This window comes from Haloimpatiens massiliensis (assembly GCF_900184255.1).
GTDB classification, from domain to species: Bacteria; Bacillota; Clostridia; order Clostridiales; family Clostridiaceae; genus Haloimpatiens; species Haloimpatiens massiliensis.
Genome location: NZ_LT854640.1, coordinates 2,340,082 through 2,361,907 on the forward strand (window position 1 = coordinate 2,340,082; position 21,826 = coordinate 2,361,907).

General features: G+C 27.9%; 21 protein-coding genes and 1 pseudogene. 5 read left to right on the forward strand and 17 right to left on the reverse strand.

From position 1 onward, the window contains the following. Positions 1 to 375: 375 nt before the first annotated feature. The 7 genes from C1715_RS18980 to C1715_RS19015 form a co-directional block, all read right to left on the reverse strand. Positions 376 to 828, reverse strand: coding sequence for a NisI/SpaI family lantibiotic immunity lipoprotein (locus C1715_RS18980; RefSeq protein WP_102401888.1), 453 nt, complete (start codon positions 826 to 828; stop codon positions 376 to 378). Between the two features lie 114 nt (positions 829 to 942). Beyond that, complete coding sequence (locus C1715_RS18985) at positions 943 to 2,841, reverse strand: FtsX-like permease family protein (protein WP_102401889.1); 1,899 nt, start codon at positions 2,839 to 2,841, stop codon at positions 943 to 945. Further along, positions 2,828 to 3,598, reverse strand: coding sequence for an ABC transporter ATP-binding protein (locus C1715_RS18990; RefSeq protein ID WP_102401890.1), 771 nt, complete (start codon positions 3,596 to 3,598; stop codon positions 2,828 to 2,830). The genes C1715_RS18985 and C1715_RS18990 overlap by 14 nt, the downstream gene beginning before the upstream one ends. A gap of 460 nt (positions 3,599 to 4,058) precedes the next feature. Then, on the reverse strand, positions 4,059 to 4,754 hold the full coding sequence (locus tag C1715_RS18995) for a hypothetical protein (RefSeq protein ID WP_102401891.1): 696 nt from the start codon (positions 4,752 to 4,754) through the stop codon (positions 4,059 to 4,061). 21 nt (positions 4,755 to 4,775) lie between these two features. Further along, entirely contained in the window at positions 4,776 to 5,414 is a 639-nt protein-coding gene (locus C1715_RS19000; RefSeq protein WP_102401892.1) for an ABC transporter ATP-binding protein, read from the reverse strand. A 69-nt stretch (positions 5,415 to 5,483) separates the two neighbouring features. Continuing rightward, positions 5,484 to 6,218, reverse strand: coding sequence for a hypothetical protein (locus C1715_RS19005; RefSeq protein WP_102401893.1), 735 nt, complete (start codon positions 6,216 to 6,218; stop codon positions 5,484 to 5,486). A 718-nt stretch (positions 6,219 to 6,936) separates the two neighbouring features. Further along, the gene (locus tag C1715_RS19015) at positions 6,937 to 7,770 is read right to left on the reverse strand and encodes a hypothetical protein (protein WP_102401895.1); all 834 of its coding nucleotides are present in this window, start codon (positions 7,768 to 7,770) and stop codon (positions 6,937 to 6,939) included. Between the two features lie 182 nt (positions 7,771 to 7,952). Here C1715_RS19015 and C1715_RS19020 point away from each other — a divergent pair, with 182 nt between their 5' ends. Next, entirely contained in the window at positions 7,953 to 9,263 is a 1,311-nt protein-coding gene (locus C1715_RS19020; protein ID WP_102400152.1) for a transposase, read from the forward strand. A 354-nt stretch (positions 9,264 to 9,617) separates the two neighbouring features. Here the strand turns inward: C1715_RS19020 and C1715_RS19025 are convergent, their stop codons facing one another. The 9 genes from C1715_RS19025 to C1715_RS19065 all read right to left on the reverse strand — a co-directional run bounded on the left by C1715_RS19025 (position 9,618) and on the right by C1715_RS19065 (position 17,667). After that, positions 9,618 to 10,022 carry a hypothetical protein gene (locus tag C1715_RS19025; RefSeq protein ID WP_102401896.1) on the reverse strand — a complete coding sequence of 135 codons (405 nt, stop codon included), beginning with the start codon at positions 10,020 to 10,022 and terminating at the stop codon, positions 9,618 to 9,620. A gap of 981 nt (positions 10,023 to 11,003) precedes the next feature. After that, complete coding sequence (locus C1715_RS19030) at positions 11,004 to 11,921, reverse strand: hypothetical protein (protein WP_102401897.1); 918 nt, start codon at positions 11,919 to 11,921, stop codon at positions 11,004 to 11,006. Between the two features lie 9 nt (positions 11,922 to 11,930). Next, entirely contained in the window at positions 11,931 to 12,458 is a 528-nt protein-coding gene (locus tag C1715_RS19035) for a hypothetical protein (RefSeq protein WP_102401898.1), read from the reverse strand. Further along, positions 12,455 to 13,123 (reverse strand): ATP-binding cassette domain-containing protein, encoded by a 669-nt coding sequence (locus C1715_RS19040; RefSeq protein WP_102401899.1) that lies wholly within the window; start codon positions 13,121 to 13,123, stop codon positions 12,455 to 12,457. Before C1715_RS19040 ends, C1715_RS19035 begins: the two co-directional genes overlap by 4 nt. 86 nt (positions 13,124 to 13,209) lie before the next feature. Further along, on the reverse strand, positions 13,210 to 14,004 hold the full coding sequence (locus tag C1715_RS19045) for a hypothetical protein (RefSeq protein WP_102401900.1): 795 nt from the start codon (positions 14,002 to 14,004) through the stop codon (positions 13,210 to 13,212). A 4-nt stretch (positions 14,005 to 14,008) separates the two neighbouring features. Beyond that, entirely contained in the window at positions 14,009 to 14,806 is a 798-nt protein-coding gene (locus C1715_RS19050) for a hypothetical protein (RefSeq protein ID WP_102401901.1), read from the reverse strand. Continuing rightward, positions 14,793 to 15,575 carry a hypothetical protein gene (locus C1715_RS19055; protein ID WP_102401902.1) on the reverse strand — a complete coding sequence of 261 codons (783 nt, stop codon included), beginning with the start codon at positions 15,573 to 15,575 and terminating at the stop codon, positions 14,793 to 14,795. Before C1715_RS19055 ends, C1715_RS19050 begins: the two co-directional genes overlap by 14 nt. 401 nt (positions 15,576 to 15,976) lie before the next feature. Then, a complete protein-coding gene (locus C1715_RS19060; RefSeq protein WP_102401903.1) occupies positions 15,977 to 16,996 on the reverse strand; it encodes a sensor histidine kinase in 1,020 nt (339 codons plus the stop codon). Further along, entirely contained in the window at positions 16,993 to 17,667 is a 675-nt protein-coding gene (locus C1715_RS19065) for a response regulator transcription factor (protein ID WP_102401904.1), read from the reverse strand. Before C1715_RS19065 ends, C1715_RS19060 begins: the two co-directional genes overlap by 4 nt. Positions 17,668 to 17,949: 282 nt before the next feature. On the opposite strand from C1715_RS19065, the gene C1715_RS19070 reads away from it, so the two are divergent. Together C1715_RS19070 and C1715_RS19075 are read left to right on the forward strand one after the other, a co-directional pair. Next, positions 17,950 to 18,186: a hypothetical protein gene (locus tag C1715_RS19070; RefSeq protein ID WP_102401905.1), complete on the forward strand. Its 237-nt coding sequence runs from the start codon at positions 17,950 to 17,952 to the stop codon at positions 18,184 to 18,186. A gap of 189 nt (positions 18,187 to 18,375) precedes the next feature. Continuing rightward, complete coding sequence (locus C1715_RS19075; protein ID WP_102401906.1) at positions 18,376 to 19,149, forward strand: N-acetylmuramoyl-L-alanine amidase family protein; 774 nt, start codon at positions 18,376 to 18,378, stop codon at positions 19,147 to 19,149. 348 nt (positions 19,150 to 19,497) lie between these two features. Here C1715_RS19075 and C1715_RS19080 read toward each other — a convergent pair whose 3' ends face one another. Then, the gene (locus C1715_RS19080) at positions 19,498 to 20,283 is read right to left on the reverse strand and encodes an HAD family hydrolase (protein WP_102401907.1); all 786 of its coding nucleotides are present in this window, start codon (positions 20,281 to 20,283) and stop codon (positions 19,498 to 19,500) included. Between the two features lie 807 nt (positions 20,284 to 21,090). Here C1715_RS19080 and C1715_RS19085 point away from each other — a divergent pair. Next, a pseudogene (locus tag C1715_RS19085) lies at positions 21,091 to 21,287 on the forward strand (MerR family DNA-binding transcriptional regulator); the annotation flags it as partial. Next, positions 21,265 to 21,826, forward strand: a 562-nt coding sequence (locus tag C1715_RS19090; protein ID WP_180964152.1) for an RNA-guided endonuclease InsQ/TnpB family protein, incomplete at its 3' end; no start/stop codon positions are given. The pseudogene C1715_RS19085 and the gene C1715_RS19090, both read left to right, overlap by 23 nt.

Sequence of the window (21,826 nt, forward strand, 5' to 3'; positions counted from 1 at the left end):
AGATAAAATTATCGTAACCCTTAAAAGGACGCCAGGCTAGCGAACCTGAGGCAGGACGCTAAATGTGAGCGTTAGATAATTTTATATGGCTAAAAGATTAGAATTTCTTAAATTAAATTTATTGTTCCGAGCTTCTATGCAAGTCATGGAAGAGAAATTTCATAATTCTACCACATTGTACCTTATTGTGGTTTAATCACAATATAGTAAAATTAATACCAGCAAACCTATCTTTGCTGGTATCTTTATGGCATCTTTGTAGTTGGAATCTGCCTTTGTTTATATTAATTTTTATGCATTTTTTGTACGTTACCAAAAATATATTTTCTAATTTTTACTGACTTAAATTGTGGTGCACTCTACCTTTATCCTTGTTTATTTCTTTATCTCTGCTTTTCTAAGGTTTTGATTTACAACAATAGCAATAACCTCCTTAGAATCCGTATTCTTAACATTATATATCCATCCAAAATTCAAATCAATTCTCTCTTTCTTTAAATCTTCTGATGGAACTACATAAATCTTTCTAAGTTCTTCTTTACTTAACTTTTTATTATTGGCATCTATTGTAACACGCTGAGAAATCCTCCCTATAGGCTTATCTAAATCATCAACAGCAAATGACTCTTCTTTAATACAGTAAACCCTGCCTTCATAGGAAACCTCCTTAAAATTTTCTTCATTCAAAATATACTTTGGCAGATTCTTTTCAATTTCCATATTTTTACGAGCATTAGTTGCAAGTTTCTTTATTTTTGAGCAACCTAATAAGCTAATACATGAAAGAACTAAAAGTAAAGTTATTACAAAGCCCACTAGTTTTTTCATTTCACACACTTCCCATTCTATTTACCTATTCTTCTTTTAATATTTACATAATTCAATTTTCCCAGTTATAAAATAAAAATATAGAAGTTCTTAACCGTCCCCAGTTTTCCCTTGCTATTCCACAGTCTTTACGTAGGAATTCAAGGTGACAAAGTAGTATAAACAATAGATTGCAGCATATACAAGGGATATTACTGCGTAGCTCTTCATAAGATCAAGGAACATCATTTTCTCAAGAGCATAAGTTGCAGGATATGTGCTTATAATTGCAACCACAAGTGGTGCTCCAAATAAAACTAATAATTCTTTTGATATTGCCTTCTTTATTTCTTTTTTACTTACTCCTATATTTCTAAGAATCTTATATTTACTCTTATCTTCTCTAGCTTCCATGGTCATTTTAAAATATATTATGCTTCCTGTAGCCATGATGAATAATATTCCTATAAATAGACCTATGAAAGCCATCATTCCTAAAAGCTTTAATCCATCGCTGTAATGATCATAAAATGTACGCAGTCCACTATCTTTAGACATGTTTTTAGCTAAATCATCTACAAATTTTCCAGAAGAAAAATCATCTTTAAAAGTGTATCCTGTCATACTAATAATGTTTCTTTTACTAACATTGTTTTTCATTTCATTATATACATTATCTGTAACTACCACAGTCTTATTAAAATGATCCAACGATATAAATGGCGTTCCATCTGATCCTGCCACATTCATTTTATAGTCCTTTTTTCCAACTTTCAAAGTAATTTTTTCACTTGAAACTACTTCATTTTGGACGAAATTATTAATTTGAATAAAATAGCAATCACTATCAGATTTAAGGTTAGCTTTACGTTCAATGCCCTCATGCTCACTTAATTTATCAAATTTACTTTCATTTATTACATAAAAATTTCGTGTTATTTCTGAACTTTTATCAACCTCTACAATGTTAAGAAACTCAATATTATCTTTATACTTAACTGATATTTCATTATGGTTTTTTAATATGCTATCAAAATTACTCTGAGCCTTGTCCACATTAAAATATTCTACAGACAGAGGTCTCATGTATCTTGAATTCTGTTCACATCTTGTATAAGTTCCTACGCAAGTAACAAGTGCGCAAAGTGCCACTGTTGTAGTTATTGCTATTGTGCTAAGTGCACCTGCATTGCCCCTATATCTATAATATAACTGAGACACTGATATAAGTTTTGTACCTCTAAAAAGCTTCCTCTCATTTTTCTTATTTATATGAATTATTAAAGATGTAGTAGATGTAAAAAATAATATTATTCCTGCTACAACTAAAAGCACTACTATAGGTGACTTTGTAATATCTGTAGGCAACTTTTTAATAGCTATATAATAGCCTACACCCATAGAAATCATAGCCAATATACCAAATACAATGGTAACAAAAGACACTTTAAGTCCCTTCTCCACCTTTTTTGATGCATTAAAAAGATCTATAAGATTGCTTTTCCTTACCACAAATGCTCCATGTACTGTTATTACCGCAAAAATTCCTAAAAATATTAAAACAGAAATTTTTAATGCCTTTAAATTCCACTGAAAAGGCACATCTGCTGAAACCTTAATTATAAAAAATAGAAGCATGATGAAAAACTTTGTAAATACTAATCCCAATATAACTCCTGTTACTAGAGATGCTAGCATTATCAATATATTTTCTAAAAAATTTAGTCTAGATACTTGCTTTTTAGACATACCTAGCAGCATATATGTGGCAAATTCTTTCTTTCTCGATTTAATAAAAAATGAGTTAGAATACCATATGAAAAAAGCTGAAAACAATGCAATCATAGTGGCTCCCACATTAAAAAGTATTATAAACTTTTTTACTCCGCCTAAATTGTCCTGTATATTTTTGCTGTATAAAATAGACATAAAAAGATAAACAATAAAAACACTGAAGGATGAACTTAAAAAATAAGCCCAATAATTTTTAAAATTACTCCTAATATTTCTAATGGCCATTCTAAATATTTTCATCAATGTCACCTCCGATTACAGACAACACCTTCAATAATTTTTGATAAAATTCCTTTCTAGACATATCTCCCTTATATATTTCATTAAATAACTTTCCATCTTTTATAAATATAACTCTTTTACAATAGGATGCAGCAAATGCATCATGGGTTACCATAAGTATTGTGGCTTTATTTTTTTCATTAAGATATTGCATAGCACTTAAAAGCTCCTTGGATGATTTTGAATCCAAAGCACCCGTAGGCTCGTCTCCTAGTATAAGTGATGGATTAGATATAATGGCTCTTGCTGCGGCGGCACGCTGTTTCTGTCCTCCTGACACCTCATATGGATGTTTATTTAAAACTTCACTTATACCTAGCTTGGACGTAATTTCTTTTAATCTCTTTTGTATTTCCCCATAGGATGTATTTGATAAAGCAAGAGGCAATACAATGTTTTCCTTAAGTGTCATATTGTCCAGCAAATTAAAATCCTGAAATATAAATCCAAGTTTATCCCTTCTAAATGCTGACAAATGTGGTTCTCTAAGCTGTGATATATCTCTTCCATCTATCTCCACCTTACCTGATGTAGGTTTGTCAATGGTTGAAATAACGTTTAAAAAGGTTGTCTTTCCTGAACCTGATGGTCCCATTATTCCTACAAACTCACCTTCATTAACCTTTAAATCTATATTATCTAGAGCAGTATATTTTACTCCGCCAAATCTTGAACCATAAACTTTTCTTAAATTCTGTATGTTTAATACTTCCATTTTACAAACTTCCTCTCTATACTATTTATTTTCCCTTTCCAAGACCTAAAACTTATTAACCGTCCCCTACTTTTTCTCTATTTTATCCTCTACTTTTCCCTAACTTGTCAACTTGTCCCCAACTATACGTCCAAACTTATTAACTTATCCACAACTATATACTTACTTGTTAATTACACACTAGACAACTAACTAGCCAACTAATTTCTTTATCCTTATCCCATTCTACTTAAACTCCATTTACTAGCTAACTAATTTCATTATGGCTCCTTCACTTACACTTATATTATATAAAAAAGCAAAATGTTCAGCCATTTTTTGACCTTACATTTTGCTCTCTAAACTTACATTTTTGTAATATTAAAATTCCTAGGAATTATCAATTTTTAATATTATATTTTTAATATACCACAAGCTTATAGCTTTACATAAGCCGGCAATTACAACTATTAAAAAAATTTTATTTATATTTATCTAAAACTACCTTTTTAAAATAATTAAACTTATCTACACTTTTATCTTCATAAAGAAAAACTTCTTGCCCACTTACACTGGTATATTTTAAGTTTGTACTTAAAATTTTGTCTTTATCTAATTTCGAAACCTTACTTTCATCAATTTGGTATTTACTTAATATAGTAGAAGTTGGCAGATAAACTATATCTCCATGTCCATAATGAGAATCTTTCAGCGGTCTAAGAAATAAAATATATTCTTTGTCTTTATTCATCCAATTATAGCCATCAAGAGAACCAACCATATTATCTGTATCTGTCATATTTATAACATCTATAGGCTCAAATATAGAAATTAGCTCCTCATTAATATCTCCTTTATACACTTTAATAATTTTTACTGTTGTTAAAGTAGTTAAATAATACCTATTTCTGGGTGCTTGTGAATCTACTTGTACCCTAACTATTATCGGAGAAACTTTCTCTAAATCTCTCATAGAATTTAAATTTTCAAATTTTGTAAACACTTTTGTAATATCTTCTTCATATGTAGATATAGATAAATTTATACTCTTATCGTTAAAATATCTATTTGCATCTATATCGTTTACATAACTTCTTCTTGTAAGGATACCTAAAACTATCATACTGACAAATACACTCATAAAAATAATAGTGAAAGCTATATTTTTTTTATTCATATATTTTATCCTCCTATTATATCAACTTATATCAACAATTTTTCCTCCATCTATTTTTATTTTATAGTCACATAAAGTATCAATATCTACCTTATTATGACTAGATATTATTACAACTGCACCTCGTTTTTTTTCTTCCAATAAAATATTATATATTAAATTAACACCATTTTCATCTAATGCACTCGTAGGTTCATCTAAAATAATAATATCCGGTTTCTCCATAATAGCTTGTGCTATTCCCAATCTTTGTCTCATTCCTAAAGAATATTTTCTTACAATTCGCAAGTCATTATTATCAAGTCCAACTCTCTCTAGAGACTTTGAAATACCTTCATCACTTATAATTCTTTTAATATTTGCTAAAGTTTTTAATACTTCTTTTCCTGTATAATTTGGCCAAAATTTGGGGTTTTCTATTAGCACTCCTATACTTTTGGGGAAATCCATATCTTTATGTAACTGTTGACCAAATATATTTATTGTGCCTGTTGTTGGTTTTATTAATCCACTAAGAGTTCTAAATAACATGGTTTTTCCTGAACCATTATGTCCATATACACCGTAAATTTTTTTCTCCTCAAATACAAGATTTATGTCTTTTAATATTGGTGTTCCATTAATTACTTTCGATACGTTATTTACCTCAATAGTTCTCATCATTTACCTCCAAATATATAAATTCTCCCTAATACTTCTATAAAATAACCTATAAACTTATAGAAACAATTAGTATAAAATCTCTTTTTCTTTGAATACTTTTAAAGTTATAATAAGTACCACTAGTATAAGTATAAATAAATATAACAATGAGATATGGTTATCAATACCTATACCGTACCTATTTAATGATAATAGCGTATTAGTAGTAAATAGATATTTTAAAAAATATTTATTCCAATTTAATATAAGCTTTGATAAGTACAACATACCTAACTGAATAATTAATACTAAATACACTCCATATATAGATTTATATAATATTGAACTACTATTAACAATTAATATGATAAGAAAATTGTATAAAATAACTCTAGTCATCATAAAGACAGTATCTGTATTGATAAATAATTTTACACCTAATATTCCTCCTATTATTAGTACTAATATAAATTGAAGCAAATAAAAACAGTATATTTTCATAAATAATTCTCTAATAAATTTTAATAAAATATTTATTTTCATATTAGTTCTTGTAAAAATTAAAGCTGCATTATTTAACAATCTAACTTCTATATAATCACCTAAATATATTATCAAAATTAATTGTGGCAGCACCCAATATACTATATTTACAATATTATTTATATGCCATAAATCTACATACCCATATGCAAAGGTGATAAAATCATTTATCGTTTCTATATTTTTGCTGTAGAAAAATAAACTTAAGAAATTATATATTACTGAAAATATAAGTATAATCACAAAAGTCCGCTTAGCAATTCCATTATATATCTTCATAAATATCACCTTTCTATCCTAATATCCCTTTTTTTTAATAAAAAATTATATAAAATAAATAATGTTACTATAATAGCTATATTCATAAATAAATACTTTATCATAATCATATACCCCCTATTCAAATCGTAAAAAAACATTGTATTCCAAATTGGTATTATATAATTTCTAATAGGCAAAAAAGATAAAGGAGACATAATTAATTCTATAGCCAGAAAAAAAACAACAACAAACATATACGCTAACTTAATGTTATTTACCAGAGAAATTACACTAAGAAATAACATACCAATTAGAGACCATCCAACAATCTGGATTATTAATGATATATAATTAAAAATTAAAAAGCTTCTATTAAATAATAAATCCTTACTACAGGAAATCATAAATGCCGATGTTATTAGATTAAAAATCACGCAAAATCTTATACTTAGCATAACAATTATTTTAAGATTTGAACTGCTCCAATTACATATATTTTCATATCGTACTATCAGTTCAGATGTCATTCTTTTTGAAAATATCTGTAGCAGTATAAATAAAAATATGGGTATATATAATAACGTGACTATTTTACTATTTACTATCGCCATATATATAAGTTTCGCATCTGTAACTGATCCTATAAATTTATTAAAAAGTGCCAATAAAAAAACAGCCAAATATAAAAATACTTCTCCTTTAGTTATTTTCATCACAACTTTTACACCCTCCAATATTATAAAATCTCTTTTTTAGTGCCTTTCCATATCAATATAAAACTAATAATAAAATACATACACATTATAGATAACAGCCATATAAAGTTACCATAACTATTGGTCCATAAAATATTAGTTCCTATTGCTCTAGAAATACTTTTACTAGGTATGATTCTCGACAAAACATCTGTTGAAACCATAAACAAAATATTAATAACCATAGAAGATAATATTACTAAATATTTATTAATCCTATTCAAAAACGACATTCCAAAAGAAATTAGTGCAAAACTAGATGCAAATAAAGATCTTATTATAATAAAAATAAAGATATTAATATACGGATAATATGTCTTTAGTCTATTTAGTATAATACCGGGATCTATATAAGAAAGTTTTTTATAATCTGGTAGTCCAAATGTATTATGACCTTGAATTGGAAATGCAATAATTGCCAATAGCATATTCATTATCAATGGTATGAATATTATAAAAAAGCTTACAATAGCAATTGCAATAGCCTTAGCTAAAATATATTTATTTTTACTTATTCTTGTATTGATAAAGTTACTTAATCCCCAATTTCTCTCTTGTAAATAAGAATCTGAGTAAATAAAACTTACTGTCAATGGTAATAAAATACCTACTATTGGAGATAAAGGTGTTTTAACTAAGTTTGTAAGTATAATTCCATCATATGCAGACATTACTTTTGATAATGCCGCTCCATAATAACCCTTACAAAGAATTGCATAGTCAAGAAAAACTGCACAAAATACAGCTGAGAAAGCTATTTTAAATTCTGTCCTTTTTATACATTTACAAATCTCTAATTTAACTAATTTTATCACGCCATCACCTCAATATCCAAATATATTAGCCTTGAGCATAACTCTAAGGCCTTGATATCACTAGCCCCGTAGGGCTATTTTTTTTTAATCACTCAAATATATATCATAGGATTTCCTCACATTTTTGTCGAATTATACTATATTACCACACATAATATAAAAACAATAAGGAGGAAACCTCTATGTACCAACGTCAAGAAATCTTTAACATAATTGAACTTTTTACTTCTCAAAAGCTTATCAATTTTTATACAAAAATCTTTGATAATCTTGATTTATCTCCATTACCCGATAGGGTTCCTTCTAAATATGGCCCTACTGGATTTTCACGCCATGCTCTTTTTAGAGCTTTCATCGTCATGAAATGTGAGAAGTTTGCCCAAATTACTGATCTTAAAGATTTTTTAGAAAATAATTTAATTATAGCCCAACTTTGTGGTTTTAACATTCTTAAATCTTTACCTTCATACTGGGTTTTTCAGAGATTTATTAAAAATTTATCTAACTCTTATCTTAAAGAAATCATGAAAAATCAAGTTAATGTTCTTAAGGAGTTAGGTTTTATTGATAACAATTTTGTATCTGTTGATGCCACTCCTGTTAAAGCTAATACTAAATTTAATAATCCCAAATCTTTTTCAAGTAACAAGTTTTCTAAAAAGAATCCTCCATCTTCTGATAAAGATTGTAAACTAGGAGTTCATACTGCTAATAACTCCTTGAATGTTCAAGTTTCAGAGGATAAACCCAATAAATCAAAGAAAAATTATGAATTTTACTGGGGATACAAAAATCATGTTATTTGTGATGCTATATCGGGTCTTCCTATTGCTGAATTTACTACAACTGCCGATATCAATGAAATTTCTAATTTTATAGAAATTCTTACTGCTACAAATGAATGGTTTTCACTAAAAGACAGTTACATTATTGCTGATAAAGGCTATGATTCAAAGCAAAATCATGATTTTATTCGTAACACCCTTAAAGGGCTTGCTTTCATTGCCTTAAATAAGCGTGGCACTAAGAAAAATAGTTTAACATCTACAGGTAATGTTATATGCAATGGCGGTTTAGCCATGCATAAAGATGGCAAACAATACTTTGATTCCTATATTAAGCAAAAATTCTGTTGTCCTTATAGAAAATCAAAAGATGATTCATTATGTCCATGTAAGCATAAAAAATATTTTAATGGTAAGAAAAACAGAGGTTGTGTAAAATACATAAGCATTGGAACTGATTATAGAGCTTCTATCAATCGTAATTCTATATTTTTCAAGAAAATATATAGCTTAAGAACTGAATCTGAAAGATACAATTCAAGATGGAAAAATCTCAATACTGAACAAGCTCATGTTAGAAATATTAACTCTGTTACTAATCTAAATACTATTGGACACATTTGCCTTTTAACCGTTGCACTTGCTGCTATAAAATCTGATTGTATAGATAAATCCAAATCCCTATCGGGATTTAAAAGAACAGCTTAATCAAAATACATTTTTTAACATTGTTTTTTACTATGGGAGTAGTCTGCCCTTTTTGCTTTTTTTATTATTAATCTCTACTTCAAATTCTTCTCAACAAGCTCCGCTCAAGAAAATTTGGAACTATTTTACTTTAATCATTTGATTTTTTATCAATTATGCTCATCTCTAAAATATATCAATATAACAATTTTCTTAACAACTTATAACGTTTATTATATTTATTTTTTAATTAATCCTAATATTAGAAGGGGTTGTCGCACTAAAAATAAATACTACAATATATTGTGTTAAGTTTAAACTTGCAAAACAGTATATTGTATGTAAATTTCTTAATGCGACAGCTCCTTTTAAACACTACTTGTAATTTACAGTGCCAGCAGCATCATTATTAATAATACAAGTATCTTCCTTATCTTCAATTCCTAAAAACACCTCAGTACCAACAGCAGAATTACTTCTATATCTTACATTATAAACAACATTTTCAGTAGTAACTCCTGCGATATCAGTTATTTTTATTGGTCTTGAATGAGAACCAGTGTTAAACCATGCATTTACTCCTGGAGTTCCATCTAACTCAGTTGCCTTCACATAACCTTGTGTTTCCCTAGTCTCCTTGTCTCGAATAGCAAAATACACATTTCCATTATCATGTGGAAGAGACGCACTCCATGTTCTATCTGTTCCCGTAGCCGCCAAAACACCTACACTTGAAAAAATTGTTAATGCTGCAGTTAATAATAAAGCTTTTCTTTTCATTATAGTTCCTCCTCATTTTTTTTAAAATATATTATCCAAACCGTATTATCTACACCTACATAAAACATACAGTTAAGGATCTTAATGATATTTTTTAAGCGTTTTTATCGCTTAATTTAGATAAATAGACTTACTTTTTTTAATTTTAAAAGCTAAAAATCCATTTATAGATAAATATTTATATATATGAATATTATTACATTACTGATACTTATAGTTATCCTATAAACAAAATATACTAGTTCTTTAACCGCTAGGCTTTTGATGGTATGGTATCGCCAATTGTTTTAAACTCCTTAAGATAATATAATTGATTGCTAAAAATATAAAGTTCAAGTTATACTCTCTATCGAGAGGTATTTTCTACTTACATTCCTAAAAAATTTATATATTAATAGTTCATTTGATATGCTTGTCTACTTTTAAATGGTATCATACTTTAAATGAGATAAATGTCAAAATTTATAATTTCAAAAAAAAAAAAAAAAAAACACACAGTAATGCAAAATATTTGCAATATTATGTGTTTTTCATATACTAACATAATTATATTTAACCCATATACACAAATATGGCTCTGTAACTAAAAAATAAATCTATAAAACTCTTTTTATACAAACTAAAATGAGTTTTATATCACATATTAGCATACGATTTATACTTTCGTACTACTCCTCTTTCCAAAGTGCTAATTTTCCCACTTGGGAAAATGCACATACACACAAGTGCCCTTTCCATACTGAGATTCTATATAAATCAGGGATAAATCAGGGAGATAAATCAGGGACGGTTAACAACTTTTAGACTTTAAATTTAGCTAAAAGTTGTTAACCGTCCCCATCTTTGAACTTGAACTTATTTTTTTACATTTTTACATATCCAGAAGTGAACTTGAACTTATTTTTTTACATTTTTACATATCCAGAAGTGAACTTGAACTTATTTTTTTACATTTTTACATATCCAGAAGTGAACTTGAACTTATTTTTTTACATATCCAGAAGTGTTTTTATTGTATGAACTTTCATCTATTGGAGTGTTTACTTCTAATTTAGTACATTCCAATTTTTCTTTTATTTTTCCATTATCATCAAGTAATAAAAATTGAAGTATTATTCCAGTTTCTTTATCCACAAGTAAAGAAAATTTTCCTTGCATATTACTAGATAGATTTGGATCAATTACTCCATTTAACTTATATACATCTCTTCCTAAAAAGGTAGAGTCTGTGTAATTCCAATCTTCATAAATAAATAGATATGTTGGAACTACCTCTGCACAAATAATATTACTACTTACTCCTAAATATCCAATATCCTCCCTCTTAAGTGATGGTTCTATAAATAATCTAATGGGTCTTACTATTGTAGGCTTTCCTCTGAACTGCCTTTCCTCAAACTCCCTATAGCTTTTATCATTATCATCAAAAACCTTTCTTTTATCATTATGATAAATTAACGTTATAGTTTTTTTTCCTTCTTCTGCAATTACAGATACAGAAGATTTATTTTCCACATCAACTGCAAAGGTGGATTTCGTGCGAGAGTTTTGGATAGTTCCTTCTTCCGTAAATTCCCCTTTACAGGTTTTAAAATTATCTACAGCATTAATCATCTTAAAATGTATTTCTTCCTTATCAGAGTACTTTAAATTATTTTTGACTCTTTCTCCTATTGGCTCTCCTTTTAGCGCGTCTTCCTCTTGCTTTGAAAGTTTTATTTCCTTGTTAAGATTATCTTCCTTTAGATTTTCCTTTTGTACTATTGTAACTTCCTTCTTCTTATTGGAATTACTTACATTAGCATTAGTTCCTCTTAATTTAACTTCATAGACTATAAGAGACACAGCTAATATTGTCAATACTATTGCTACTATATACCCCCTAGATTTTTTATCCATACTTTCCCCCTAAATTTTTATTGCCTTTCTATATCTTATACCCTTGTAAAATTTTTCCTTTATCTCATTAGGATATAATTTTTCTCTTAAATACATATATACATTATCTTTTCCTTTTTCATAACGCTCTTTTTCAAGTGTATACACCTGTGTAAGAAGTAACTTTTCTCCTGGCTTAATATTTTCTAAATCTCCTCCAGTAACCTCAGGAGGGCCTGTACTAGCACTATAACAATCTATGACTATATCCGACTCTTGAAAACTAATAGCATTTTTCACTTCAGATGTGGTGTTCACAATTTCTGACTTTACCACAAGTTCCATAAATTCTGTTCCTACTTTATTTTTGGCATTAGATTTTCTGGTTTCCGTTGAAAGTATTTTTATTTGAAGTCCTTCACAGTCTGCATAATTTCCATCTTTGTAATACTCCATCGTGTATTTTAAGGGAACATTGTGGTTAACCTTGTAATATCGATATCCAAATATTACAAACAGCATAACTAATAAAAATATGGCTATTTTTCTTTTTTTCATTGCTGCTCCTCCCCCAGTATTTCATGGTCAACAATAGAGCCATTTTCTATATAAAAGATTTCATCCGATAAAAACCCTAATTCTTCCTTATCATGACTTGCTATTAAAATTAACTTATTGTTTTCTTTCATATTCATAAGTAATTTTTTAATTGATAATATAGCATCTGAATCTAATGCATTAGTAGGTTCATCTAATATTATTAGCTCTGGATTTTCCATTAACGCTTGTGCTATTCCTAAACGTTGCTTCATACCTAATGAATATTTTTTAAACTTCTTTTTATCCTCGGGATCTAATCCTACTGCTGCTATAGTTTCTTTAATTTCATTCTCTCCTATTTTATTATTAATTTCAGAAATAAGCTTAAGGTTTTCATAGCCGCTTAAATTTGGTAAAAAACCAGGATATTCAATAATAACCCCCACACTTTCAGGAAATGAAATATCCTCTCCTAACACTTGTCCATTAATTTCTACCTTTCCCTCTGTTGGCTTTATTAATCCACACAAAGCTCTAAATAACATAGTTTTGCCTGAACCATTTTTACCTCTAAATCCATATATTTTTCCCTTATTAAGCTTTAAATTTATATTATTAAGAACCCTTGTATTCTTTATTTCCTTAGATAAGTTTTCTACTTTTAAATAATAATTTTCATTCATGAATACACCCCACTAACTTTAACCATTTTAGCTCTCACAAGCATATTTTTTAAGGCTATTTTTTTCACATCTCACTTTACTCTATCCTATATAAAATCTTTATGTTTTAATAACTTATATCCCAAAATCATCAATATGACACTTATGAGTACCGTATAAATAATTGAGAATGTTATTGATAATCCAATTTTAATATTAAAATAATTATGTCTTAAAATCATAGAATGAGTTCCTATAAGAAATTTATTTTTAGATACTATAGACATTGTTAAAATTATAGTTGTTATTAAAAATGAATATCTAGAATTTATAACTATTGATAGTGTGCATTGAATAAATACCATTGCTATAGAAGTTAATATGTAAGTGATAATCATCCATATAATAATAGTTAAATGTGGTACTTTCATAACCAGTTCATCATTCATTAATTTACTACTATCTAAGCTAAATCCTAAAGCTATCCCTCCTAATAAATATGTTAAAAGCATTAGTATTAAATATATAAAAACTACATTTATAATGATCCAGGCACACTTTGATATCCAATATAGAGAAATTTTCTTACTTCTAAGTAAAATGTAATTGGAATCTCTTTTAATATTTTCACTAATAAAATCTCCTAAAATGAATATTATAAAGACGTTTATAATTAGCCAATTCATAGGGATATTTATTGAGTACATATTAAATATTAAGTCTTTATATATAAGGAAAAATAAATCCATTAAATTTCCATTATAATTAATTATAGTTACTATTTTGCCTATATTTAAAATAAGCATAATAGTTAAAAATAATATGAGTTTTTTCTTATAAAAATTAAATCCTTGAATAAGATCTAGCTTTAATATATTTCTAAACGATTTTAAATTATCCATTACACTAATATCCTTTACTTATAAAATCTTTATTCTTATAAATCTCTCTACCTATTAAGTAAAAAGCCATAAAAAGGAACATTAAATATATAATATTTATTAAAAAATCATTTGGATTAATCCAGCTTTCTATGGTTAAAGAAAATTTATTCATAAATAGTGAACCACTAAGAAAGTTAACATCTATAAAGGGAATTAATATTATGAGTAATCCTAACACACCACTATTATTTATAGCATTCTTTAAAATTACCACCAAAAGCCCTACTACAGCAAAGCCCAGGAATTTTATTATGAAGGTTTTCAAAATAACCATATATAGTGGTATAGAATTTAAAATTGCAGGTATATCTAAATCTTCATACTGCGGAAGTGTGTATGTAACATCATCTTTAGGCCATAAACTTTTAAAACCTCCTGCATATATGCCTCCAATAGAATACCCTAAACATATAATTAATAGGGATATAATAATTGAAAGAGCAATAACAAAAATCACATGACTATTAAATATACTTTTGCGATTTTTCATCTTTATTATGAAACTTTTTCTCTCACTATTTACCATATAGGAATTAATCCCAAAGAATAAAATAGGTATATACAAATATATACATGCTAAGCCTCCAGCCATTCCACCTTGTCCACTTAAAGTTGAAACAATATTTATTACTGATTTATCCTCTGATGAATACATGGCAAAATAAACAGCTAATGAATAAATTAAAATAAATACTGAAATTAAAATAAAATATATTTTTTTATTCTTAATTTCCTTTTTTAAGTTATTAAATAAGCTCATTTTTCATTCCTCCAATTATAAATATTGAAAAACAAGCTGTGATTAATATAAGTGGAACAGCTATAAACATATGATTATATCCAGTAGGATTAAACAGAAACATCATTGGAGAATATCTATAGCCTGATACCATCGGAAATACCATGGGAGCTATAACATCCATGGCCATATAAACTATAAAAGGAATAATTGTAATAACATATTTATTTCTAGAATATATACTACTAGCTAAAGCAATACTGCTAAATGTTCCTCCATATATAAATAATAAAAAAATTCTTATAAATACGTGTAATAATGGAAGCTTATAATATATATGTGGTAAAAAGTCCCTTGCTTCTAAAGCTGGTGAACTAAAAAATATTTTTGGCTCTATACTAGGAATGAAAGATGCATATAATAGGTAATTCACTATAAATGGAATGCTAATAATTAATCCACTAATAACAAAGTTCACTAAAAACCTATTAACTAAATATTTTTTCTTATCATATCTGGTGATTATATTTTTTATAAAACCGCTTTTTACATCTTCCAAATACGAATCCGCAAAGACAATGGTAACCATTAATGGAAATATAATTTGAAGCATTCTCTTGTGTTTTCCAACATTGTATAACATCAAATTATTATAAACTCCATTTGAAAAATCTATAAAATCCTTACAACTTAATTTTATATGATTGTTACTAGCTATTACTATTCCAATTAAAAGAGCTACATATAAGGATTTCCTTTTAAATATTCTTTTTATCTCAATTCGTATCATAAATTCCTCCTATGGAAATTTAATTGCCTAAAAAATTTGTATATTGATAGTTCATTTGATATGCTTGTCTACCTTTAAAGGTATCATACTTTAAATGAGATAAATGTCAAAATTTATAATTCTAAAAAAATAAAAAAACACACAATAATGCAAAGTATTTGCATTATTGTGTGTTTTTTATATATACCAACATAATTATATTTAACCACTATATACAAATATGACTCTGTAACTAAAAAATAAATCTATAAAACTCATTTTATACAAACTAAAATGAGTTTTATATCACATATTAGCATACGATTTACACTTTCATACTACTCCTCTTTCCAAAGTGCTAATTTTCCCATTATATCACTTCCATCACTTATACATAAACATTTTCTTGTCATATGAAGTTATTATATGCTTTCTTCCCACTTGGGAAAATGCACATACACACAAGTGCCCTTTCCATACTGAGATTCTATGGTTATATAGTGATTTAACTTTTTAGCCAATTTTTGAGAAAGATATAATCCCATACCTGTGGATTTTGAGTTAAAATTTCTCCCATTGTTTCCTGTAAAGGCTTTTGTAAATAATCTTTCTATATCTTCCTTCTTAATTCCCCTTCCATTGTCCTGTACAATCAAAATCTTTTCCCGTTCATTTTCCACTGTACTGACTTTAACCATTGGCTTTGGGCTTTCCTTGGTGTATTTAAGCGCATTAGAAATCAGCTGATCCACTATAAAAAGAATCCACTTTCTATCCGTATCCACCCACATATTAGCATCTACATTGTTAACAAAACTTATATGTTTTCTTATGAAAATTATAGAGTGCTTTTTTACACTTTCCTTCACAACACTATCTAAAAACACTTCCGATATAATATAATCTTTAGAAAAGTTATCACTTCGTGAATAGTAAAGGACCTTTTCAACATAATCATCTATTTTATCAATTTCCTCCTGAAGGGACAATAAGTTTTCGCCATTATTATTCATATTATCTGTAATAAGCTTTAAAGTGGTTATTGGAGTTTTAATCTCATGTACCCATGCGGTTATAAATTCATTGTCCTCTACAACTTGATTTTCCATATCCCTTAAGGATACAACATAATATTTATATAAATCCTCTAAAATCTCCGCGTAAACTTCATCCTTATACTCAATAGGCCTAGGGAAAATAGGCACCTTTTCCTTATTTCTTTTAAACTTAAGAAGCTTCTTTATATATCCGTATCTCACATTATAATCCCACACAAAATATATAATCATCATAAAAAGTGACACAGAAATTACATACAACATATTGGACTTTAGCATTCTGTTGCTTCTATCAAGGTAAGTAGTCATAAATATAAATGTCATAAAGAAAATATAAAAAATCAACAATCTAAAGTTTTCTTTTAAATATCTTACAAAATTCATTTCACCATATACCCCTGATTCTTTACTGTCTTTATAAATTCCTCAATGCCAACTTCACTAAGTTTCCTTCTAAGCCTATTTATATTAACAGTTAATGTATTGTCGTCAATAAAGCTCTCATGTTCCCAAAGTTCCTGCATAAGTTTTTCTCTGCTAACTATGCTCTCATGATTTTTCATAAGCACATAAAGTATTTTAAACTCATTCTTTGTGAGTTCCAACTTTTTCTCCTTGTAATATACCATATTATCTTTTAGAGAAAGCACTATCCCCTTATAATTTAAAGTATCTGTAGAGGTCTCTGTATAGGAGTATGCCCGTCTTAGAAGTGCATTTATCTTAGCCATAAGCACTTCCATTGAAAAAGGCTTGGTAAGATAGTCGTCTCCGCCCATATTTACACCCATAACAATGTCCATATTTGTACTTCTAGATGATAAAAATAACACTGGTACCTTTGATATTTCTCTTATTTTGCTGCACCAATAGAATCCATCATACTCAGGAAGGTTTATATCCATAATCACCAATTGGGGCTTGATTCTGGAAAACTCCTGAAATACATCTCCAAAATCTTCAGCACAATACACTTGAAATCCCCATTTTTCAATGGCTTCCTTTAATATATCTCTTATTTTAGCCTCGTCTTCCACTATCATTATTTTGTACATGCTACACCCTCCATTTTGCCTGCACTTCATCTGTTTTACTTATTTGTCCTACCATACTTATTTATCCTACATTCGGTTTTTACTATATTTTCATTATACTTCTAATTTTATTATACTGTTAGCGTGCTAGATAAACAATTAAAAACTAATAGTATGATTATCCCACAAAAAGCATTATATTACCTGAATTATGAAATTTCTCTGGAATGACTTGCATAAGAAGCAAAGAAGGTATTCTCTGAGTATTTAAACTATTACACAAAAGCTCCCGTTGAAAAGGATATGAAACTTAAAAATTATAAGATTAATGAAATTACAATCAGAAATAATGATAATTCTTCTTTTGAGTTTTTTGTAGATTTCTCAGTACAACCTGTTAATATTGATGCTTGGCTTATATCTAACGGAGTGAAGTCTAACGATTGGATAAACAATAAAAATTTATATGTAAAAGTGAAAATAAACGAAGATGTATATACAATAGAAGAAATGGCAACATCACCAATTGATGTGAATTAAGCATTTTTTAAAAACAGAGGAGAGTATAAAATAATCTTTTTTAACTCTATAAAAATAACATAAAAAAAAATAAAATTATAAATTTTGCAATTCTGTTACAAATGCAAAAAAAGTACAAAACATCTGTGGCATATCATTTTAATAACAAGCAACACACGTATCAATCTTTAACGTAAAAGAGGTGAAAAAATGCCCTTAAAGAATTCCTATTCTAAAAAGAAAAATAAATTAATAAGAAAAAAACGAAAAAGAAAAAGAAAAATTATAAAATTACTTTTTATTCAAATTATAATCTGCATATCTATTGTAAAACTTTTTAATAAGCTTCCCATTCTTTCTTCAATTAACACACAAAATACACTAATTACTGATAAAAACAATGCGAAATTTACAGTTTGTCTAGACCCCGGTCATGGAGGATACGATGTTGGGAGTATAAGCCCCTCCGGAGTTTATGAAAAAAATGTAACTTTAAATATTGCTCTTAAAGTAGGAAAAATTTTAGAAGAAAATAACATTAAAGTTGTATATACAAGAAGTAGTGATACTGTTTCTTGGCCATCTAATGTACGAGAAGACCTTAAAGAGAGAGTTAATGTATCAAATAAGTATAAACCAGATCTACTGGTGTCAATACATTGTAATGCAAACACAGGCCCTAGTTTTAATGGGGTTGAGACTTGGAGTAAAAATAATAGTATCTCATCAAAAAAACTTGCTGAAAATATACAAAATGAACTGGTCAGTCATAATTATACTTCAAATAGAGGAGTTAAATATGAAGGTACTCAACAATCTATATTTATATTAAAACATAGTACTTCTTCTGCAGTTCTAATTGAGACAGGCTTTATAACTAATATGTCAGATTCGGAATTTATAATTTCAGAAAATGGACAAGCAATTTGTTCTCAAGCTATAGCTGATGGTATTTTAAAATACCATAAAAACATAAAGAAATAATATTGCTAGTTTAAACTTAGTTTTTTATACATATGAAACTTAAAAGTTGTTATAAATAATCTATTTTATGATTAAACCACAAAAGGTACAATGTGGTGAATTTATGAAATTTCATAATTCAAGTAATGCGATACTTTTTGTGGGATAATCATTTTATATTGCTTTTATAGATAATAGTTCTTTAAGAACATACATACTTTTAATAAATTTTAAAATAGAAATTACTGAGATGATTAAGTTGACAAAAACCAAACCCGTAACATACTACTAGGTAAAAATCACACTCATAGCAGAGTTACTTGTCTCATATAACTGAAAAAATTCAAACCCATGAGTGTCCCTGTACCACTATGCATACTCTTTTATAACCGTATATACGCCATCTTCGTTATTAGTCTTTGCTACAAAGTTGGCCCCTTTTTTCACATCTTCTGGAGCATTACCCATGGCGTAACTGTAATGAGCAACTTTAAACATAGATAAATCATTATAATAATCCCCGAAAACCATTGTGTTCTTAGAATCTATATTAAATTTTTCTTGAAGAATTTTTATGGCATTTCCTTTGCTCGTCCCTTTATTCATTATATCTATCCACTCACGGCCAGATACAACAAATTCAAGCTCATCGTTTAGATTTTTCTTTAAATAATTTATCATCTCTTCAGTGACACCATTTGGCATATGATAGGTTATTTTATAAACTGGCTCCTTCATTTCATCTAAAGAATTCAATATAACCACTGGAACCTTAACTTTATGAAAAATATTCATAATATACTGTGATGGATTTACTATATGAGGTTCATTTTCCCCAGCCAAAATTAATATTTCTCCTAAATTAGGTTTTAAATCCAATACACTTTGAACATTTTCTTTTGAAATACTTTTTGAGTAAAGAACTTCACCATCATTGTTATACTTTATGAATGCTCCATTATGAGCAATAAATATCATATCATTTTTGACCTTTTGAAAGTTCACTTTAAGCTGGGAATAAAATCTTCCACTAGCTGCTGCAAATATTATATTTTTATTATTAAGCTTAGCAATTAAGTCGAATATCTGCTCATTTATTTTACCATTGTCATTTATCAATGTACCATCCATATCTGTCGCTATAAATTTTATCATAAGTATCCTCCATCCTTTTCTTCGGCACATTCAAATAAATAATAAGTCAGTATGCTAATATATTTGACTTGTTATTTCCTTTCATGTACCTTATGTATTTTCTTACTCTATTATTTCTTCTTATATATTTTCTTTTTTCTATATATTTTCTTTTTCTATCTATTCTCTTTTCTTATTCATTCCTCATTTACATTTTACCATAGTAAAAAAATTCATAAAGTTATAAATTGATTAACCCACAAAAAGCATTATATTACTTGAATTATGAAATTTCTCTGGAATAACTTGCATAAGAAGCGAAGGAACTGTTTAAATTTAATTTTAGAAATTCTTCTTTTAGACAGATAAAATTATCGTAAGCCTGGCAAGGACGCCAGGCTAGCGAACCTGAATTCCACCACATTGTACCTTATTGTAGTTTAATCATAAGTTAAAATTCATAAATCTTTAAATTTAATATTACCAGATAAGGTACATGAAAAGAAATAACAAGTCAAAGATGCTAGTATATTTTGTGTCAGACAAGGAAGCAGGTTCCGTCGTTAGTAAGGCTATCGGCGGATTCTGCTGACGCAGTATGACGCAAAATAGGCTAGCATACTGACTTATTATTTATTTGAATGTGCCTAAGTGATATAATACTTATTTATAGGCCTGTAAATATATTAAAGATTTTCAATGTAGGAAAGAAACTTCAATTTATTTGCTATGACAAAACTATGAAAGGAGATATCTTTAGTTATTTAAAATATAAATAAAAGTAATCAAATATAGTAAAATCCACTTATGAAAAGGAAGTGAGTACATTTGAAAAATAATAACTATAAACCAAATGAATTTGCAGAATTAATTAATGTATCAGTTAGAACATTGCAAAGATGGGATAACGAAGGAATATTAAAAGCATTTAGAACACCAACAAATAGGAGATATTATACTTATGAGCAATACAAAGAAAATATAAGAAAAAGATAAAGGAAGATGAAGAAGTTGAAAAAAGCATACAAAATAGAAATTAAACCAACAGAAGAACAGATAACTAAAATTCATCAAACTATTGGTGTAAGTAGGTTTATATACAATTTTTATATTGCTCATAATAAAGAAGTTTATGAAAAAGAGAAAAAATTTATTAGTGGTATGGATTTTTCTAAATGGATTAATAACAAATATATTCCTAATCATCCTGACAAAGCTTGGATTAAAGAAGTGTCTTCCAAAGCTACTAAACAAGCCATTATGAATGGAGAAAAAGCATTTAAGAAATTTTTTAAAGGGGAAAGCGGCTTTCCTAAATTTAAGAAAAAGAAAAATCAAGATGTTAAAGCTTACTTTCCAAAGAACAATAAAACAGATTGGACTATTGAAAGACATAGGGTTAAAGTACCAACTTTAGGCTGGATTAGATTAAAAGAATTTGGATACATTCCAGTTAACTCCATAGTTAAAAGTGGTACAGTAAGCCAAAAAGCAGATAGATATTTTGTTTCAATTTTAGTTGAAGAAGCTATTAAAGTAGATAATAAACCTTATTCAGAAGGAA

Coding starts and splice junctions, on each gene's coding strand:
- C1715_RS19075 (WP_102401906.1), top strand. CDS start 18,376: ATGCCCTTAAAGAATTCCTATTCTAAAAAGAAAAATAAATTAATAAGA.
- C1715_RS19040 (WP_102401899.1), bottom strand. CDS start 13,123: ATGAATGAAAATTATTATTTAAAAGTAGAAAACTTATCTAAGGAAATA.
- C1715_RS18995 (WP_102401891.1), bottom strand. CDS start 4,754: ATGAATAAAAAAAATATAGCTTTCACTATTATTTTTATGAGTGTATTT.
- C1715_RS19025 (WP_102401896.1), bottom strand. CDS start 10,022: ATGAAAAGAAAAGCTTTATTATTAACTGCAGCATTAACAATTTTTTCA.
- C1715_RS19030 (WP_102401897.1), bottom strand. CDS start 11,921: ATGGATAAAAAATCTAGGGGGTATATAGTAGCAATAGTATTGACAATA.
- C1715_RS19080 (WP_102401907.1), bottom strand. CDS start 20,283: ATGATAAAATTTATAGCGACAGATATGGATGGTACATTGATAAATGAC.
- C1715_RS19060 (WP_102401903.1), bottom strand. CDS start 16,996: ATGAATTTTGTAAGATATTTAAAAGAAAACTTTAGATTGTTGATTTTT.
- C1715_RS19005 (WP_102401893.1), bottom strand. CDS start 6,218: ATGAAGATATATAATGGAATTGCTAAGCGGACTTTTGTGATTATACTT.
- C1715_RS19055 (WP_102401902.1), bottom strand. CDS start 15,575: ATGATACGAATTGAGATAAAAAGAATATTTAAAAGGAAATCCTTATAT.
- C1715_RS19065 (WP_102401904.1), bottom strand. CDS start 17,667: ATGTACAAAATAATGATAGTGGAAGACGAGGCTAAAATAAGAGATATA.
- C1715_RS19070 (WP_102401905.1), top strand. CDS start 17,950: ATGAAACTTAAAAATTATAAGATTAATGAAATTACAATCAGAAATAAT.
- C1715_RS18980 (WP_102401888.1), bottom strand. CDS start 828: ATGAAAAAACTAGTGGGCTTTGTAATAACTTTACTTTTAGTTCTTTCA.
- C1715_RS18985 (WP_102401889.1), bottom strand. CDS start 2,841: ATGAAAATATTTAGAATGGCCATTAGAAATATTAGGAGTAATTTTAAA.
- C1715_RS18990 (WP_102401890.1), bottom strand. CDS start 3,598: ATGGAAGTATTAAACATACAGAATTTAAGAAAAGTTTATGGTTCAAGA.
- C1715_RS19035 (WP_102401898.1), bottom strand. CDS start 12,458: ATGAAAAAAAGAAAAATAGCCATATTTTTATTAGTTATGCTGTTTGTA.
- C1715_RS19020 (WP_102400152.1), top strand. CDS start 7,953: ATGTACCAACGTCAAGAAATCTTTAACATAATTGAACTTTTTACTTCT.
- C1715_RS19050 (WP_102401901.1), bottom strand. CDS start 14,806: ATGAGCTTATTTAATAACTTAAAAAAGGAAATTAAGAATAAAAAAATA.
- C1715_RS19000 (WP_102401892.1), bottom strand. CDS start 5,414: ATGAGAACTATTGAGGTAAATAACGTATCGAAAGTAATTAATGGAACA.
- C1715_RS19045 (WP_102401900.1), bottom strand. CDS start 14,004: ATGGATAATTTAAAATCGTTTAGAAATATATTAAAGCTAGATCTTATT.